This window comes from Microbacterium sp. UBA1612 (assembly GCF_002321605.1).
GTDB classification, from domain to species: Bacteria; Actinomycetota; Actinomycetes; order Actinomycetales; family Microbacteriaceae; genus Microbacterium; species Microbacterium luteum.
This window is the reverse complement of record NZ_DCMW01000003.1, coordinates 137,438-153,221: the sequence shown is the minus strand read 5'-3', so window position 1 is coordinate 153,221 and position 15,784 is coordinate 137,438. Positions and strand designations below refer to the sequence as shown.

14 protein-coding genes are annotated in these 15,784 nt (G+C 68.6%); 3 read left to right on the top strand and 11 right to left on the bottom strand.

Annotated features, from left to right (window positions below):
- Window positions 1-154: 154 nt before the first annotated feature.
- From ruvX to B3S45_RS01250, 5 genes are all read right to left on the bottom strand, one after another.
- Window positions 155-628 carry a Holliday junction resolvase RuvX gene (gene ruvX, locus B3S45_RS01270; RefSeq protein ID WP_071043480.1) on the bottom strand — a complete coding sequence of 158 codons (474 nt, stop codon included), beginning with the start codon at window positions 626-628 and terminating at the stop codon, window positions 155-157.
- A complete protein-coding gene (gene alaS / locus B3S45_RS01265; RefSeq protein WP_071043479.1) occupies window positions 625-3,285 on the bottom strand; it encodes an alanine--tRNA ligase in 2,661 nt (886 codons plus the stop codon). Before alaS ends, ruvX begins: the two co-directional genes overlap by 4 nt.
- A gap of 53 nt (window positions 3,286-3,338) precedes the next feature.
- Window positions 3,339-3,614 carry an ATPase gene (locus B3S45_RS01260; protein WP_286716975.1) on the bottom strand — a complete coding sequence of 92 codons (276 nt, stop codon included), beginning with the start codon at window positions 3,612-3,614 and terminating at the stop codon, window positions 3,339-3,341.
- Window positions 3,615-3,838: 224 nt separating this feature from the next.
- Window positions 3,839-4,468 (bottom strand): 30S ribosomal protein S4, encoded by a 630-nt coding sequence (gene rpsD / locus B3S45_RS01255; RefSeq protein WP_071043477.1) that lies wholly within the window; start codon window positions 4,466-4,468, stop codon window positions 3,839-3,841.
- A gap of 175 nt (window positions 4,469-4,643) precedes the next feature.
- Window positions 4,644-6,014, bottom strand: coding sequence for a replication-associated recombination protein A (locus B3S45_RS01250; RefSeq protein WP_286717095.1), 1,371 nt, complete (start codon window positions 6,012-6,014; stop codon window positions 4,644-4,646).
- A 159-nt stretch (window positions 6,015-6,173) separates the two neighbouring features.
- Here B3S45_RS01250 and B3S45_RS01245 point away from each other — a divergent pair, with 159 nt between their 5' ends.
- The 3 genes from B3S45_RS01245 (at window position 6,174) to B3S45_RS01235 (ending at window position 8,542) form a co-directional block, all read left to right on the top strand.
- Window positions 6,174-6,473, top strand: coding sequence for a dioxygenase (locus B3S45_RS01245; RefSeq protein ID WP_228480742.1), 300 nt, complete (start codon window positions 6,174-6,176; stop codon window positions 6,471-6,473).
- 86 nt (window positions 6,474-6,559) lie between these two features.
- On the top strand, window positions 6,560-7,930 hold the full coding sequence (locus B3S45_RS01240; RefSeq protein ID WP_083336381.1) for a DUF349 domain-containing protein: 1,371 nt from the start codon (window positions 6,560-6,562) through the stop codon (window positions 7,928-7,930).
- Between the two features lie 57 nt (window positions 7,931-7,987).
- Window positions 7,988-8,542 carry a type IV toxin-antitoxin system AbiEi family antitoxin gene (locus B3S45_RS01235; RefSeq protein ID WP_071043476.1) on the top strand — a complete coding sequence of 185 codons (555 nt, stop codon included), beginning with the start codon at window positions 7,988-7,990 and terminating at the stop codon, window positions 8,540-8,542.
- Here B3S45_RS01235 and B3S45_RS01230 read toward each other — a convergent pair.
- From B3S45_RS01230 to ruvA, 6 genes are all read right to left on the bottom strand, one after another.
- Entirely contained in the window at window positions 8,529-10,775 is a 2,247-nt protein-coding gene (locus tag B3S45_RS01230) for a RelA/SpoT family protein (protein ID WP_194383127.1), read from the bottom strand. The genes B3S45_RS01235 and B3S45_RS01230 overlap by 14 nt on opposite strands.
- A gap of 52 nt (window positions 10,776-10,827) precedes the next feature.
- Window positions 10,828-11,820 carry a protein translocase subunit SecF gene (secF, locus tag B3S45_RS01225; RefSeq protein WP_071043474.1) on the bottom strand — a complete coding sequence of 331 codons (993 nt, stop codon included), beginning with the start codon at window positions 11,818-11,820 and terminating at the stop codon, window positions 10,828-10,830.
- Entirely contained in the window at window positions 11,820-13,547 is a 1,728-nt protein-coding gene (gene secD, locus B3S45_RS01220) for a protein translocase subunit SecD (RefSeq protein ID WP_071043473.1), read from the bottom strand. Before secD ends, secF begins: the two co-directional genes overlap by 1 nt.
- A 37-nt stretch (window positions 13,548-13,584) precedes the next feature.
- Complete coding sequence (locus tag B3S45_RS01215; RefSeq protein WP_071043472.1) at window positions 13,585-14,025, bottom strand: preprotein translocase subunit YajC; 441 nt, start codon at window positions 14,023-14,025, stop codon at window positions 13,585-13,587.
- Between the two features lie 76 nt (window positions 14,026-14,101).
- Window positions 14,102-15,142, bottom strand: a complete 1,041-nt coding sequence (gene ruvB, locus B3S45_RS01210; RefSeq protein ID WP_071043471.1) for a Holliday junction branch migration DNA helicase RuvB — start codon at window positions 15,140-15,142, stop codon at window positions 14,102-14,104.
- The gene (gene ruvA, locus B3S45_RS01205; RefSeq protein ID WP_071043470.1) at window positions 15,135-15,755 is read right to left on the bottom strand and encodes a Holliday junction branch migration protein RuvA; all 621 of its coding nucleotides are present in this window, start codon (window positions 15,753-15,755) and stop codon (window positions 15,135-15,137) included. Before ruvA ends, ruvB begins: the two co-directional genes overlap by 8 nt.
- Window positions 15,756-15,784: the final 29 nt, after the last annotated feature.

Genomic DNA, 15,784 nt, shown 5'->3' with positions numbered 1-15,784 from the left:
GACGTCGGTTCCGACGGTGAGTCCGCGGTGGCGCGGGATGGGTCAGGCGCCGTCGCGAGGTCATCCGCGCCCGCCGCGGACTCGCGTCGACGCGGGTCGGGAAGCTTGTCGAACAGGTCCGCGAACGGATCATCGAAAGACGACGACTGTGGCATCAGATGGGCTCCTGCACCGGGGGGACGGGTGAGCCTGGGGGGCGACCGGTGCTCTTCTCGACCTCGAGGGCCTGCTGAAGCAGGACCACCGCGGCGACTTGATCCACTATCGTACGAGACCTTTTCTGCGACCGCCCGGAAAGCCGCAGGGCGGCGTGCGCCGAGACAGTGCTCAACCGCTCGTCGACGAGCCTCACCGGTGGTGCGTCGGCGGCGGCGATGGCCGCGGCGAACTCCCGCGCGTCCACCGTCGAAGCGGTGTCCTCACCGCGCAGGTTCAGGGGCAGACCGACCAGGATCTCCAGGGCCTCGAGCTCGGTCGCGATCTCCCGCACACGGGCGACCGCTCGGTCGTCTCGGGCGACCGTCTCGACCGGAGTCGCGAGCATGCCGTCCGGGTCGCAGCGCGCGACGCCGACGCGTGCACGGCCGACATCGATGCCGAGCCGCACGCCACGCCGGAACGAGGTCATGCGCTGCGCAGCGCCTCGACGACGGACGCGAGCGCGGCTGGGACCACCGCGACGTTCGTGCCGCCCCCCTGCGCGACGTCGTCCCGACCGCCGCCTCCGCCACCGAGGATCGCCGCTGCGCCCTTCGCGAGCGAGCCGGCCTTCGCACCATCCGCTCGCGCGGCGTCGTTGGTGGCGACGACGATCGTCACCCGTTCGCCGACGGTCGCGGCGAGGGCCACCACGGCAGGCGTCGAACCGAGACGGTCTCGAACCTGGAGCGCGAGGGTGCGAACGTCGTCGGCCGAGCCGGCCGAACCGATGGCTTCGGCGACGACACGGAACGCGCCCACCTGCTGCGTCTGCTCGACGAGCGACGGCGCACGGTCGGACAGGGCCTTCGCCTCGAACGCCGCGATCTTCTTCTCCGCCGCCTTCAGGCTCGCCGAGAGTTCGGCGATCCGCGCCGGCAGCTGCTCCCGTGGGGTCTTGAGCGACGTCGACAGCTGCGAGACCAGCGCACGCTCCGCGGCGAGTTGCCGGAAGGCATCCTGCCCGACCAGAGCTTCGACGCGCCGGTTCGAGGCACCGACCGAAGCTTCACCGACCAGGCTGATCAACCCCACCTCGGCGCTGGCGGACACGTGGGTGCCACCACAGAGCTCTCGCGACCAGGGGCCGCCGATGTCGACCATGCGAACGGTGTCACCGTACTTCTCGCCGAAGAGCGCCATCGCCCCGAGCTCCTTCGCCTCATCCAGCGGGAGCACGCGTGTGGTCACCTCGAGGTTGTCGCGCACCGCGTTGTTCGCGATCTCCTCGATCTCGGACTTGGTCGCGTCCGACAGCTGCTGCGCCCACGTGAAGTCGAATCGCATATAGCCCGCCCGGTTCAGCGACCCGGCCTGCGTCGCCGACGAGCCCAGGGTGTCCCGCAGCGCCGCGTGGACCAAGTGCGTGGCCGAGTGGGCCTGACGCGCGGCGCGCCGATTGGCGGCATCGACGACCGTCGTCGCCGCCGAACCCACCCCGACCTCGCCGGTGGCGACCTCGACCGTGTGGCTGATCAGGCCGGGGACCGGCCGCTGCACGTCGATGACGTCGAGCTCGAAGCCGGGGCCGACGATCACCCCCTTGTCGGCGACCTGCCCGCCCGACTCGGCGTACAGCGCCGTCTCGGCGAGGATGACCTCCGCGACCTGGCCCGAAGAGGCCCTGTCGACCGACACACCGTCGACCAGCACACCCAGCACCGTGCTCTCGGTCTCGAGATCGGTGTAGCCGGTGAAGACCGTCTCGCCCTTCGCGCGGAAGTCGCGATAGACACTGTGATCGGCGATCGCGCGCTTGCGGCTCCGGGCGTCGTCCTTCGCACGCTGGCGCTGCTCCTGCATGAGCGTGTCGAAGGCCGAGCGATCCACCTCGAGGCCGGCCTCCTGCGCGATCTCGACGGTCAGATCGATCGGGAACCCGTAGGTGTCGTGCAGCAGGAACGCCTCGGAGCCGGACAGCGTCGTGCCGCCCGCGTGCTTCGTGTTCGAGACCGAGAGGTCGAGGATGGTCGATCCCGACGCGAGGGTGCGCAGGAACGTCTCCTCCTCCGCGAAGGCGTACGCGGACAGCCGTCCGTAGTCGCTCTGCAGCTCGGGGTAGGAGGCCTTCATGGCGTCACGAGACGCCGCGAACAGCTCCGGGAACGTGGCTTCCTCGACGCCGAGCAGACGCATGGCACGGATCGCGCGGCGCATCAGACGCCGGAGGATGTAGCCGCGGCCCTCGTTGGAGGGCGTCACGCCATCCGACAGGAGCATGAGCGAGGAGCGCACGTGGTCGGCGATGACGCGGAACCGCACGTCGTCCTCGTGGTCGGCGCCGTATCTCCGGCCCGAGAGCTCCACCGCCCGGTCGAGCACCGGCCGCACCTGGTCGGTCTCATACATGTTCTCGACACCCTGCTTCAAGAACGCGACACGCTCGAGCCCCATGCCCGTGTCGATGTTCTTCTGCGGCAGGTCGCCGACGATGTCGAAGTCGAGCTTCGAGCGCACGTTCGTGATGGCGTACTGCATGAAGACGAGGTTCCAGATCTCCACGTACCGGTCGTCATCGGTCGCCGGTCCGCCGTCGATGCCGTAGGCGGAACCTCGGTCGAAGAAGATCTCCGAGCACGGTCCGGCCGGCCCCGGCTGACCCGTGCTCCAGTAGTTGCTGTCCTTGCCCAGACGCTGGATGCGGTCGGGCGACACGCCTGCGACCGACCTCCAGAGCGACTCCGCCTCGTCGTCGTCCTCGTAGACGGTGACCCAGAGATCCTTCTCGTCGAAACCGAGACCGCCCTCGCTGTCGCTGCGGGTGAGCAGCTCCCACGCGTAGCCGATCGCGCCTTCCTTGAAGTAATCGCCGAACGACCAGTTGCCGAGCATCTGGAAGAAGGTGCCGTGCCGCGGCGTCTTGCCGACCTCTTCGATGTCATTGGTGCGGATGCACTTCTGCACGTCGGCCGCTCGGGGGTACGGGGCAGGGACGACACCGGTGAGATACGGGATGAACGGCACCATGCCGGCGACGGTGAACAGCAGCGACGGGTCGCTGGTCACGAGCGAGGCCGACGGGACGATCGTGTGGCCGTTGTTCTCGAAGTAGTCGAGATAGCGCTGGGCGATGTCAGCGGTCTTCATGCGGTCCTTCGTGGTGAGACGCCGCGCGGCCGACGACCGGCAGCGTCGGTGTTTCAGTCTGCGTTCTTGTCGGTGACGCGATCCGCCGCCTCCGAAGCGGCGGACCTGGTCGACGCCACGGCCTCGGCCGCGACATCGGCCACGCTCTCGACGATGCCGGTGATGCGGGCTTCCTGTTCTCGGTAGGCGTCACCCATCCGATCGGTGAACTCCCCGATGTGGGAGTCGACCTCGGCGAGCAGCTCATGCCCACGCGGGTCTTTGTTCACCACGTGCGCGGCGACGAATCCCCCCGCAACGCCCAGCAGGAACCACACGACGTTCTTCATGTCACGGTCTCCTTCGGTGTCCAGACACGACTCGCTCCATCGTAGGCGGTCGGCGGGGAGTGCAGGGGACGACGAAGGGCGCCGGGTCTCCCCGACGCCCTTCGAACGAAACGCTCAGCGCGCTGCGTACCTGTACCGCTGACGGCTCCGCCGCTGTACTCCGCAGCGCTCAGCGCGCTGCGTACCTGTACTGCTGACGGCTCCGCCGCTGTACTACGCAGCGCTCAGCGCGCTGCGTAGTACTCGACAACGAGCTGGACGTCACAGGTCACGGGCACCTCGGCGCGCTTGGGTCGACGCACGAGCCGGGCCTGGAGCTTGTCGAGCTCGACCTCGAGGTAGCCGGGAACGGGAGGCAGCACCTCGGCGTGACCGCCGAGAGCGGCGACCTGGAACGGCTCCATGCCCTCGCTCTTGGGCTTGACGTGGATGAGCTGGCCCGGCTTCACGCGGAACGACGGGCGGTCGACGGTCTGGCCCTCGACCATGATGTGACGGTGCACGACCATCTGACGGGCCTGCGCGGTGGTGCGGGCGAAGCCGGCGCGCACGACGAGGGCGTCCAGACGCATCTCGAGCAGCTCGACCAGGTTCTCACCGGTCAGGCCGTCCTTGCGGCGGGCCTCGTTGAACGCGATGCGCAGCTGCTTCTCGCGGATGCCGTACTGCTCGCGCAGACGCTGCTTCTCACGCAGACGAACGGCGTAGTCGCTGTCGGCCTTGCGCTTGTTGCGACCGTGCGGACCGGGACCGTAGGGACGCTTCTCGAGGTAGCGGGCGGCCTTGGGGGTGAGCGCGACGCCGAGCGCGCGCGACAGGCGGACCTTGCGGCGGTCCTGGGACTTCGTAGCCACGAAGACTTCCTTCCGATGACGTGGCCGCGTCTCTCGCGGCTCACGGACGTATCTCCCCCTCCTCGCCCGATCCGGACTGCACGCCGGGACACGCCGAATGGTTGTCGAAGAGGAGAGGGGATGCCCGAAAACGCCGTTTCGAGCCGACCAAGTCTATCAGAGCTCAGACGCCGCCTCAGCGGGGGTCGCCGTCATCGAGGATGCGACGGATCTTCTCGACGCGCGCGCCGATCTCCCGCTCGTTCCCGCGCGCCGTGGGCTCGTAGTAGCGCCGCCCCCTCAGATGGTCGGGAAGATACTGCTGGCGCGCGACCCCCACGTCGAGGTCGTGCGGGTAGACGTATCCCTTGCCGTGGCCGAGTCGCTTGGCCCCGGCGTAGTGCGCGTCCCGCAGGTGGATCGGCACGCCGCCGAAACCTCCCGCCCGCACATCGGCGATCGCCCGGTCGATCGCCAGGTATGCCGCATTCGACTTGGCGGCGGTGGCGAGATACGCCGTCGCCTCCGCCAGCGGGATCCGCCCTTCCGGCATGCCGATGAACTGCACCGCATCGGCGGCGGCGACCGCGATCGGGAGGGCTTGCGGGTCAGCGAGACCGATGTCTTCCGCGGCGGAGATGATCAACCGGCGCGCGATGAACCGCGCATCCTCCCCCGCCTCGATCATGCGCGCGAGGTAGTGCATCGCCGCATCGGCATCGGAGCCGCGGATCGACTTGATGAACGCACTGATGACGTCGTAGTGCTCGTCGCCCTGGCGGTCGTATCGCAGCAGCGCGCGATCCACCGCCGCCGCGACGTGATCCGCGGTGACGGTCGGCACCGGCGGCTCGGCGGAGTCCCCCGCGTCGGCACCGCTCCCGGCCTCATCGCGCTCGGCCTCATAGGTCTCGGTTTCGGCGGGCTCGGTTTCGGCGGGCTCGGGACGAGCCAGCACGGCCGCGGCCTCGAGCGCGGTCAGAGCGCGGCGAGCGTCGCCCGACGCCAGGCGGATGAGCGCGGCGCGCGCTTCGGGGTCGACCGCCACCGTCGCCGCCAGACCACGGGGATCCTCGACCGCCCGGTCGAGGAGGAGTCCGAGGTCGTCGTCGGTCAGCGGACGCAGTGTGAGGAGCAGCGATCGCGACAGCAGCGGCGAGATGACGGAGAACGACGGGTTCTCCGTGGTGGCGGCGATGAGCACCACCCAGCCGTTCTCCACCCCGGGAAGCAGGGCGTCCTGCTGCGCCTTGGTGAAGCGGTGGATCTCGTCGAGGAAGAGGATGGTGGACTGCCCGTACAGGTCGCGCTGGGTCAGGGCGTCCTGCATCACCTCGCGCACATCCTTGACGCCGGCGGTGATGGCGGAGAGCTCGACGAACCGGCGGTTCGATGACCTCGCGATGGCCTGCGCGAGGGTGGTCTTCCCGGTGCCGGGCGGACCCCACAGGATCACCGAGGCCGACCCGGCTGTCGCGGCGTCGGGGTCGGCGAGAGCGACAAGCGGCGACCCCTTGCGCAGCAGATGCCCCTGCCCTGCCACCTCGGCCAGACTCGCCGGACGCATGCGGACCGCGAGCGGGGTCTGCCCCTGGAAAAGCGCCGACGAACTCACGTCCGAAAGGCTAGTCGCACCAGCGGACACGGTCGCGTCCTTCGGCCCGATCAGCAGCCCTCGATCGACGCGGATAGGATCGACGCGGCCGGTGGGCCGTGAGGAGGATCGGTGGCGAAGAACGACCGGAAGACCCGCGACATGCGCGAGCGGGCGAGGCTGTACGAGGCCCGCCGCCGCTTCCACGACGAGCGCATCCGGCGGCGCACGCGCGACAACGTGCTGGCGGGGGTCATCGGCGGTGTCGTGCTGGCCGGCGTCATCGCCCTGCAGACGGTGTACTTCACGGCCGGTCCCGGCGTGCCGATCCCGGAGCCCACGGAGACCACGGTCGTTGAGCCGACGGCCACGCCGACGCCGACGACGGAGCCGACCGAGGGTATCTCTCCGAGCCCGACGACGAGCCCGTGACCGACATCGGCGCCGAGCGCCGCTCGTACTAGGCTGTCACCGTCCATCCCCCGCAGACGGCCGCGTGCCGTGATGAGGTGCTATCCGTGACTGCCGCAGCAGACTCCCCCGTCGATCCCCAGACCTCCGAGACGCCGTCGACCGAGCACGAGGGCGACTCCACCGCACCGGCCACCGACCATGGGGTCTCCTCCCCCGAGGGTGCGGCTTCTGCCGCTGATCCCGCTGCGGAGAGCGGGTCGTGGGGTCGCGTCGACGACGACGGCACGGTATCGGTGCGCGAGGGCGACGCGTGGCGAGTGGTGGGCCAGTTCCCCGACGGGTCGCCGGCCGAGGCGCTGGCGTACTTCGAGCGCAAGTACGCGGACCTGGCCGGAGAAGTGACCCTGCTCGAGGTGCGCCATCGTCGCGGCGGAGCATCCGCCTCGGATCTGCGGGCCGCCGCAGCAGGAGTCATGATCAAGGTCGACGGCGCCGCCGCCGTCGGCGACCTCGCCGCGCTCACCTCCCGGCTTCAGGCGCTGGTGACCGAGCTGAGCGCGGCCAGCGCGACGGAGGCCGCCGCCGCCAAGCAGGCCGTCGACGATGCCGTCGCCGAACGCACCGCCATCGTCGAAGAGGCCGAGGCGCTTGCCGCCCGCGATCCCCAGACCGTCCAATGGAAGCAGGCCTCGGCCGAGATGTCGGCGCTGTTCGAGCGCTGGCAGAAGCATCAGCAGGACGGGCCGCGACTGCCCAAGTCCACCGGGCAGCAGCTCTGGAAGCGATTCCGCGACGCACGTTCGACGGTCGACAAGCACCGACGCGAGTTCTATGCGCAGCTCGACGAGGCGCACAAGGGCGTCCGACAGCGCAAGAACCGGCTCGTCGAGCGCGCCGAGGCTCTCGCCCCGCAGGGTGAAGACGGCATCGCTGCGTACCGATCGCTCCTGGACGAGTGGAAGGCGGCGGGACGCGCCGGCAAGAAAGCCGATGACGCGCTGTGGGCGCGCTTCAAGGCGGCCGGCGACGCCCTCTTCCACGCCCGATCGGAGCGCGCCGCCGCCGACGCCGAGGCGTCGAAGGAGAAGATCGAGGCCAAGAAGGAGCTGCTCGCGCAGGCCGCTCCGATCGTCGACGAGAAGGACCTCGCACGGGCCCGGGCATCACTGACGGCGATTCAGCGCCAGTGGGACGACATCGGGCGCATCCACCCGCGGGAGACCGAGCGGGCGCTCGATGACGACCTGCGCAAGATCGAGCAGAGCGTCCGCGCTCGGGAAGACGCCGACTGGAAGCGCAACAACCCCGAGACCAAGGCTCGGGCGAATGACATGACGCGCCAGCTGAACGACGCGATCGCCAAGCTGGAAGAGGATCTCGCCGATGCCGAGGCAGGCGGTGACGCGCGCAGGATCTCGGAGGCACGAGAGGCACTGGAAGCTCGCCGCGCTTGGTTGCGCGCACTCGGCGGCTGATTCCACAGATTTGGCCGGAGTCGTCACGAGCGGTCGCGTCGCGCACACAATGGCGACGTGACCAACGCCTTCCTCTACTTCGCCGGGCACCGGCTCTCGATCGCGGAGCTGACGGCGGCGCGACTGGATGGCGACGTCGTCGACGTCGGTGACGCCTGGATGCCGTCGGACGCCGTGGAGACGACGGAGATCAGAGCGGGGTCGCTCCGCCTCCTCGCCCCGGATGCGCTCACCGTCAGTCTCGTCTCAGCTGCGTGGGTTCACGGCGCCGTGAACGACCCGCCCGCGAGACTGACGCTGTGCCGCACCGGGAACGCACGCCTGCACCACGTCTTCGATCGACGCATCGTCGTGCACGATCGAGGCGTGGATCGCGTGGACCGGCGGCGCTACGCCGGCGTGTGGGTCACGACCCCCGCGAGAACGCTGGCAGACCTCGCGCGCGCCGACGACGAGCATGTGCGCGGGGTCACCGCCACCCTCGCCCGGCTGCATCCGGATGCGATCCCCGAGGCGCTGCAGTGGTTCGCGGCACGAGGACGGATGCCTCACCGCCGACGGGCGACAGCCCTTCTCGAACGCCTGGCCGAGGCACTGCTCACGACGAGGTGACGCGGTAGACGTCGTAGACGGCGTCGACGCGGCGCACCGCGTTCAGTACGCGATCCAGGTGAACGATGTCGCCCATCTCGAAGACGAACTTGCTGATCGCCAGCCGATCATTCGACGTCGAGACCGAAGCCGACAGGATGTTGACGTGATGCTCGCTGAGCATGCGGGTGATGTCGCTGAGCAGGCCGGAGCGGTCGAGGGCCTCGACCTGGATCTGCACCAGGAAAACGCTCTTGCCGGTCGATCCCCACTCCACGTCGATGAGGCGCTCCGGGTCCTTCATGAGCGCCTTGACGTTCGTGCAGTCGGCGCGGTGCACCGAGACGCCGCTTCCGCGGGTGATGAAACCGACGATGTCGTCTCCCGGCACCGGTGTGCAGCACTTCGCGAGCTTGACCAGGATGTCGGGAGCGCCGCGCACGAGCACCCCGGACTCGCCGGCACGGGGCTGCCTCGACCGTCCCACGATCGGGATGTCGATGGGCCCGGTCGCCGTCTCCTCGGCGGCGACGAGGGCCGTCACCTTCTCGATGACCGATTGGGTCGACACGTGCCCCTCGCCGACAGCGGCGTAGAGCGCGGAAACGTCTTCGTAGCGCAGCTGTTGAGCCACCTCCGAGAAGGAGTCCTGGCGCATGAGTCTCTGCAACGGCAGGTTCTGGCGGCGCATCGCCCGCGCGATCGACTCCTTCCCCTGCTCGATCGCCTCTTCGCGGCGCTCCTTCGTGAACCATCCGCGGATCTTGTTGCGAGCACGGGTGCTCTTGACGAAGCCGAGCCAGTCCTGACTGGGGCCCGCGTCGGGGTTCTTGGAGGTGAACACCTCCACGACGTCGCCGCTGGTCAATTCGGTCTCCAGGGGAACCAGGCGCCCGTTGACCTTCGCCCCCATCGTGCGGTGGCCGATCTCCGTGTGCACCGCGTACGCGAAATCGACCGTCGTCGCACCGGCGGGGAGTCCGATCACGCGTCCCTTCGGCGTGAAGACGTAGACCTCCTTCGCGCCGATCTCGAACCGGAGCGAGTCGAGGAACTCACCGGGGTCGGCGGTCTCCGCCTGCCAGTCGGAGATGTGCGCGAGCCAGGCCATGTCGGCGTCGACCGACTTGCCGGTCGCCTTGCCGCCAGCCATCTGCTCCTTGTACTTCCAGTGCGCGGCGACACCGTACTCCGCCTGCTGGTGCATCTCGTGCGTGCGGATCTGGATCTCGACGGTTCGTCCGCCGGGACCGATGACGGTGGTGTGCAGCGACTGATACAGATTGAACTTCGGCGTCGCGATGTAGTCCTTGAACCGGCCCGGGAGAGGTGTCCACCGCGCGTGGATCGCCCCGAGGACGGCGTAGCAGTCGCGCACACTGCCGACGAGCACGCGGATGCCGATCAGATCGTAGATGTCGTCGAACTCCCGCCCGCGGACGACCATCTTCTGGTAGACGGAGTAGAGCTGCTTCGGTCGGCCCATGACCCGCCCGCGGATGCGGAGGTCGCGCAGATCGGAGTCGACCGCATCGATGACGTTCTGGACGTACTCCTCACGCTGCGGCGTGCGCTGCTTGACGAGGCTGTCGATCTCGGCGTAGAGCTTCGGGTGGAGGACGGCGAAGGAGAGATCCTCCAGCTCCGACTTGATGGTCTGGATACCCAGGCGATGCGCCAGCGGAGCGTAGATCTCGAGCGTCTCGGTGGCCTTCTTGGCCGCTTTGTGCGAGGGCACGAATCCCCACGTGCGAGCGTTGTGCAGGCGATCGGCGAGCTTGATCACCAGCACCCGGATGTCCTTGGACATCGCCACGATCATCTTGCGCACCGTCTCGGCCTGAGCGCTCTCGCCGTACTTGACCTTGTCGAGCTTGGTGACTCCGTCGACGAGCATGGAGACTTCGTCGCCGAACTCCGCGTTGAGCGCCTCGAGGCCGTACGCGGTGTCCTCGACGGTGTCGTGCAGAAGCGCCGCCGCGATCGCCTTCGGGCCCAGCCCGAGTTCGGCGAGGATCTGCGCGACCGCGAGCGGATGGGTGATGTAGGCCTCGCCGCTCTGGCGCTTCTGGCCTTCGTGAGCGGCTTCGGCGACGCCGTAGGCCCGCTCGATGACGGTCAGGTCGCTCTTCGGATGATGCGTGCGGACCGTTCGGATGAGCGTCTCGACGTCGTCGCGACGCGCCGCCCGGGAGAAGATTCTGGGCACGAGGCGTCGGAGGGTCGACTGCGCAGGAGGAGCGGCCTCGGTCATCGAGCCTCCTCCCCCGCGCCGGATCCCCTCATCCTACGCCCGCGGCCACGACTCACGCGTCGGCCGGAACGCCCGCGCGCTCGCGTGATTCCCGCACCTTCTCGTCTCGCGCCTTCATGCCCGGTTCGTTCTCGCGGAACAGCGAGTACAGCGGCGCGGCGACGAAGAGGGTCGAATACGCCGCGACGATGATGCCGACGAAGATCGACAGCGAAATGTCGCTCAAGGTCTCGGCGCCGAGCCACGGACCGATGAAGAGGATGGCGCCGACCGGGAGGATGGCCACGACCGTGGTGTTGATCGACCGCACGAGCGTCTGGTTCACCGCGAGGTTCACCGACTCGCCGAAGGTCCGTCCGGAGATCTCCCCGTCCTCGCGGGTGTTCTCACGGATCTTGTCGAAGACGACCGTCGTGTCGTAGAGCGAGTACGCGAGGATCGTGAGGAATCCGATCACCGCCGCCGGCGAGATCTCGAACCCGGCGAGGGAGTAGATGCCGATCGTGATGACGAGCACGTCGACCAGGCCGAGGATCGCGGCCGCCGACATCTTCCAGGTGCGGAAGTACAGCGCGAGGATGAGGAAGGTCAGGGCGAGGAAGATCGCGAGCCCCCAGAGCGACTGACGCGTGACGTCCTGACCCCAGCTCGGCCCGATGAACGAGGTCGTCACCTCCGACTCCGGAACGTCGTAGGCCGTTGCGAGTGCGGTGGCCACCTCGCGTGTCTCGGTGTCCGTCATCTGGTCGGTCTGCACACGCACGGCGCTGTCGCCCACGGTCGTGACCTTCACCGTCGCATCCGGAACCACCGTCTGCACGGCGTCTCCTGCCAACGCCTGGTCGGGCGCGGACAGGCTCGACACCGTGAACTGCGATCCGCCCGTGAACTCGATCGAGAACTGGATGGGGCGGAACAGCGGTACGAGCGCGGAACCGATGACGAGAAGGGCCGCGATGATGAACCACAGCCGGCGACGCCCGACGAACGGGAAGGAGGTCTTGCCGGTGTAGAGGTCGTTTCCGAGCTGACTCATGGAGCGCATCAGTCGTCTCCCTCCTTCGACGTCTTCGCAGCCGGGGCGTCTGCGGCCGCCAGTTCAGCGCGCTTGCGTTCGGCGATCGTCTGTCGCCGTTCGGCCTCGTGGCGGGAGCGCCCGGCGCGCTTGGCCGAGCCGCCCCGACCGCTGGCCGCCACGGGCTCCCGGAACTGCGCACGACCGCGGTAGACCGCGCCGAGCGCTGCGGGGTCCATGCCGGAGAGCGGATGCCCCGAGCCGAAGAACCTCGTGCGGGCGAGCAGCTGCATCACCGGGTGGGTGAACAGGATGAAGATGAGGATGTCGATCGCGGTCGTGAGTCCGAGGGTGAAGGCGAACCCCTTCACGGTGGCATCCGCCAGGACGTACAGGACGACCGCCGCCAGGATGTTGATCGACTTGGAGATGTAGATCGTCCGCTTGGCCCGTGACCACCCGTCTTCCACGGCCGAGGTGATCGTTTTGCCGTCGCGGAGCTCGTCGCGGATGCGCTCGAAGTACACGATGAACGAGTCGGCGGTGAATCCGATCGCGACGATCAGACCGGCGACACCGGCCAGCGACAGCCGGAAACCCATACGCCACGCGAGGATGGCGAGCATGATGTAGGTGAGCACCGCCATGACGCCGAGGCTCGCGATGATGACGAAGCCGAGCGTTCGGTAGACGATCAGCGAATAGACGGCCACGAGCCCGAGACCGATGAGTCCCGCGATGAGACCGGCTTGGAGCTGCTGCGTCCCGAGGGTGGCGGAGATCGTGTCGGAGCTGACGACCTCGAAGCTCAGCGGCAGCGCGCCGTACTTCAGCTGATCGGCGAGCACCTGGGCGCTCTCCTGCGTGAAATCACCGGTGATGCTCGGATTGCCGCCCAGGATGATGGAGTTCATCTGCGGGGCGGTGAGCACGTAACCGTCGAGTACGAAGGCGAACTGATCCAGCGGCGACGTCGCCCCGTACAGACGTTGGCTGATCTCGCCGAAGATCTGCGTGCCCTCGTCATCGAAGTCGAGATTCACGGCCCAGCGGTTGGTGGTCTGCTCCAGGCCGGAGGTCGCGTCGTCGATCGACGAGCCGTCGAGTTCCACCGGTCCCAGGATGTACTTGATCGTGTTGCCCGCGTCGCAGGTGATCAGGGGCTCATCGGCGGGGGCGTTCGCCGGATCGTTGGCGGGGTCGGCGCAGTCGTACGCGAGGAACTCCGCCTGCAGCGCCGGTGTGATCCAGTTGGTGTCGCTGCCGTCGGTGGGCTCGATGCTCGGCGTCGCCTCGAGGGTCGGGTCCGGCGTCGGATAGGGGGTCGCGTTGCCGTCCTCGCCGACGTAGGTGTTGGGCGCCGAGCCTGCGAACAGCACCGCGCGCAGCTGAAGCTGCGCCGAGGCCTCGATGCGCTCACGCGTCTGCTCGTCGGCTTCGCCGGGAATCTGGACGACGATGTTCGTGCCGCCCTCGGTGGTGACGTCGGCCTCACCGACGCCCGACGCATCGACGCGTTGGCGGATGATGGTGACCGCCTGCTGCATCTGCTCGTCGGACGGAGCCACGCCGTCCTCGGTCTGGGCTTCGAGGACGATCTGCGTGCCGCCCTGCAGGTCGAGCGCCAGTTCCGGTGCCCACGAGCTCTGCTGGAAGACGTACACCCCCAGCGCGTTGATGCCGAAGAGGACGCCGGTGATCGCCAGCAGTCCGATGAGTGCGCGCCAGGCGTGCCGGACGGGGGTGGGTGTCGCCACGGAGGATCAGCTTTCTACAGAGCGGGCGGACGCGGACTCAGGCGTCGGGCTTGCTCTTGTCGTCGTTCTCGCGGGCCTCTCGCGCGTCGTCGCTCAGGGACGAGATCTCACCATCGGCGACACCGTCCGCGTACTCCTCCTGTCTGGCCTCCGCCTCGAGGAACTCGTCTTCGGTGACGACGCCCTCGGTCGGGTTCACGACACGCAGGATGGCCTGGCTGTGCACCTTGATCTCCACGCCCGGCGCGATCTCGACCACCGCGGGCTGATCGAGGTTGTCTCCGTCGAACGACACGATCGTGCCGTACAGGCCGCCCTGCATCAGCACCTCGGCGCCCGGGACCGTCTGGCGCGCCTTCTCCTCCTGCTCGAGCTTCTGCTTCTGCATCCGCCGGCGGGAGCTCCAGAACATGAAGACGAGGAGCAGGACCAGGAGGATGATCAGGCCGTAGTTCGAGAAGAAGAGCGCGAAGTCCATGGGCGAGGCGATGCCTTTCGGTCGCGCGCGCGGACGCGCGGATCATCGGGGTGGGATGGGCCGGAGCCTCCAGAGATTATAGGTCATCGAATCTCAGGGCCGCCTCTGCGTGAGGCACGCCGAGGTGGGCGTAGGCCTCGGGCGTGGCGATGCGCCCGCGGGGGGTGCGTCCCATAAACCCGATGCGCACCAGATACGGCTCCACCACGGCCTCGATCGTGTCCGCCTCCTCGCCCACGGTCACGGCGAGCGTGTTGAGCCCCACGGGACCGCCGCGGAATCGGCGCACCAGCGCATCCAGCACCGCACGGTCGAGGCGATCGAGCCCGATCGGATCGACGTCGTACAGCTCGAGCGCCGCATCGACGTCGCGCACCCCCGCCTCGGTTCCGCGGCCGTGGACGATCAGGTAGTCACGCACCCGCCGCAGGAGCCGATTCGCGATGCGCGGTGTGCCGCGCGACCGTCGTGCGATCTCAGCGCGAGCCTGCGGCGGCAGCGCCACTTCGAGTGTTCGCGCGGAGCGCGCCACGACCTCTTCGAGTTCCCCGGCGTCGTAGAACTCCAGATGGGCGGTGAAGCCGAAGCGGTCCCGCAGCGGGTTCGGCAGAAGCCCCGACCGCGTCGTCGCCCCCACCAGCGTGAACGGAGCCAGATCCAGCGGGATGCTCGTCGCGCCGGCGCCCTTGCCGACCATGATGTCGATGCGGAAGTCCTCCATCGCGAGGTACAGCATCTCTTCGGCCGAACGCGCCATCCGATGGATCTCGTCGATGAACAGCACCTCGCCCGGCAGCAGACTCGACAGGAGTGCCGCCAGGTCGCCGGCGTGCTGGATCGCCGGTCCGCTGGAAAGCCGGAGGGCACGGGAGCTCTCGTGAGCGACGATCATCGCGAGGGTGGTCTTTCCGAGCCCGGGCGGTCCGGCCAGGAGGATGTGATCGGCGGGGCGCTGCTGGATGCGGGCGGCCTCGAGGAGCAGCTGGAGCTGACCTCTGACCTTGTGCTGTCCGATGAACTCATCGAGCGAGGACGGACGCAGCGCCCCCTCGATCGCCAGCTCCGAATCATCGGCGATCTGAGCGTCGGCCACGCGCGGGTCGTTCTCGTCATCCATGCGCACGCTCCTTGCGAGCCGGGCCGAGCTCCGCCAGCGCGGCGCGCAGCAGTCCCGCCACGGTCGTCGCCTCCGTCTCCGTTCGCGCCGCCACGGCGGCCGTGGTCTCGGCAGCGAGGCGCTCCGGCCAACCCAGTCCGACGAGCGCTTCCACCACCTGTGCGGGCACATCCAGGCCGGAGTCGCCGCTGCTCGCGCCGACGGCGGGCTTGGAGGGGGCGAGCTTTCCGGCCAGTTGCACGACGATCAGCTTGGCCGTCTTCGGTCCGATCCCCGAGACCCGGCGGAAGGGGGCATCGTCGTCGGCGGTGACGGCGTCGGCGATCTGCGGCACGGTGAGCGTCGACAGCACGCCCAGGGCCGACTTGGGGCCGACGCCGGTGACGCTCAACAGCTGCGAGAAGACGATCAGCTCCTCCCGTTCGGTGAACCCGAACAGTGCGAGCGCATCCTCCCTCACGATGAGCGACGTGTGGAGCCGGAGTTCCTCCCCCACGCGCGCGGCACGCACGACCTGCGACGTGACGGCGACCTGGAACCCGACGCCACCCACCTCGATCACGACGCTGTCGGGTTCGGTGTGGAGCACGCGTCCGCGCAGAGAGGAGATCATGCGTCGAGCCTAGGGTCGGGTTCGGATCT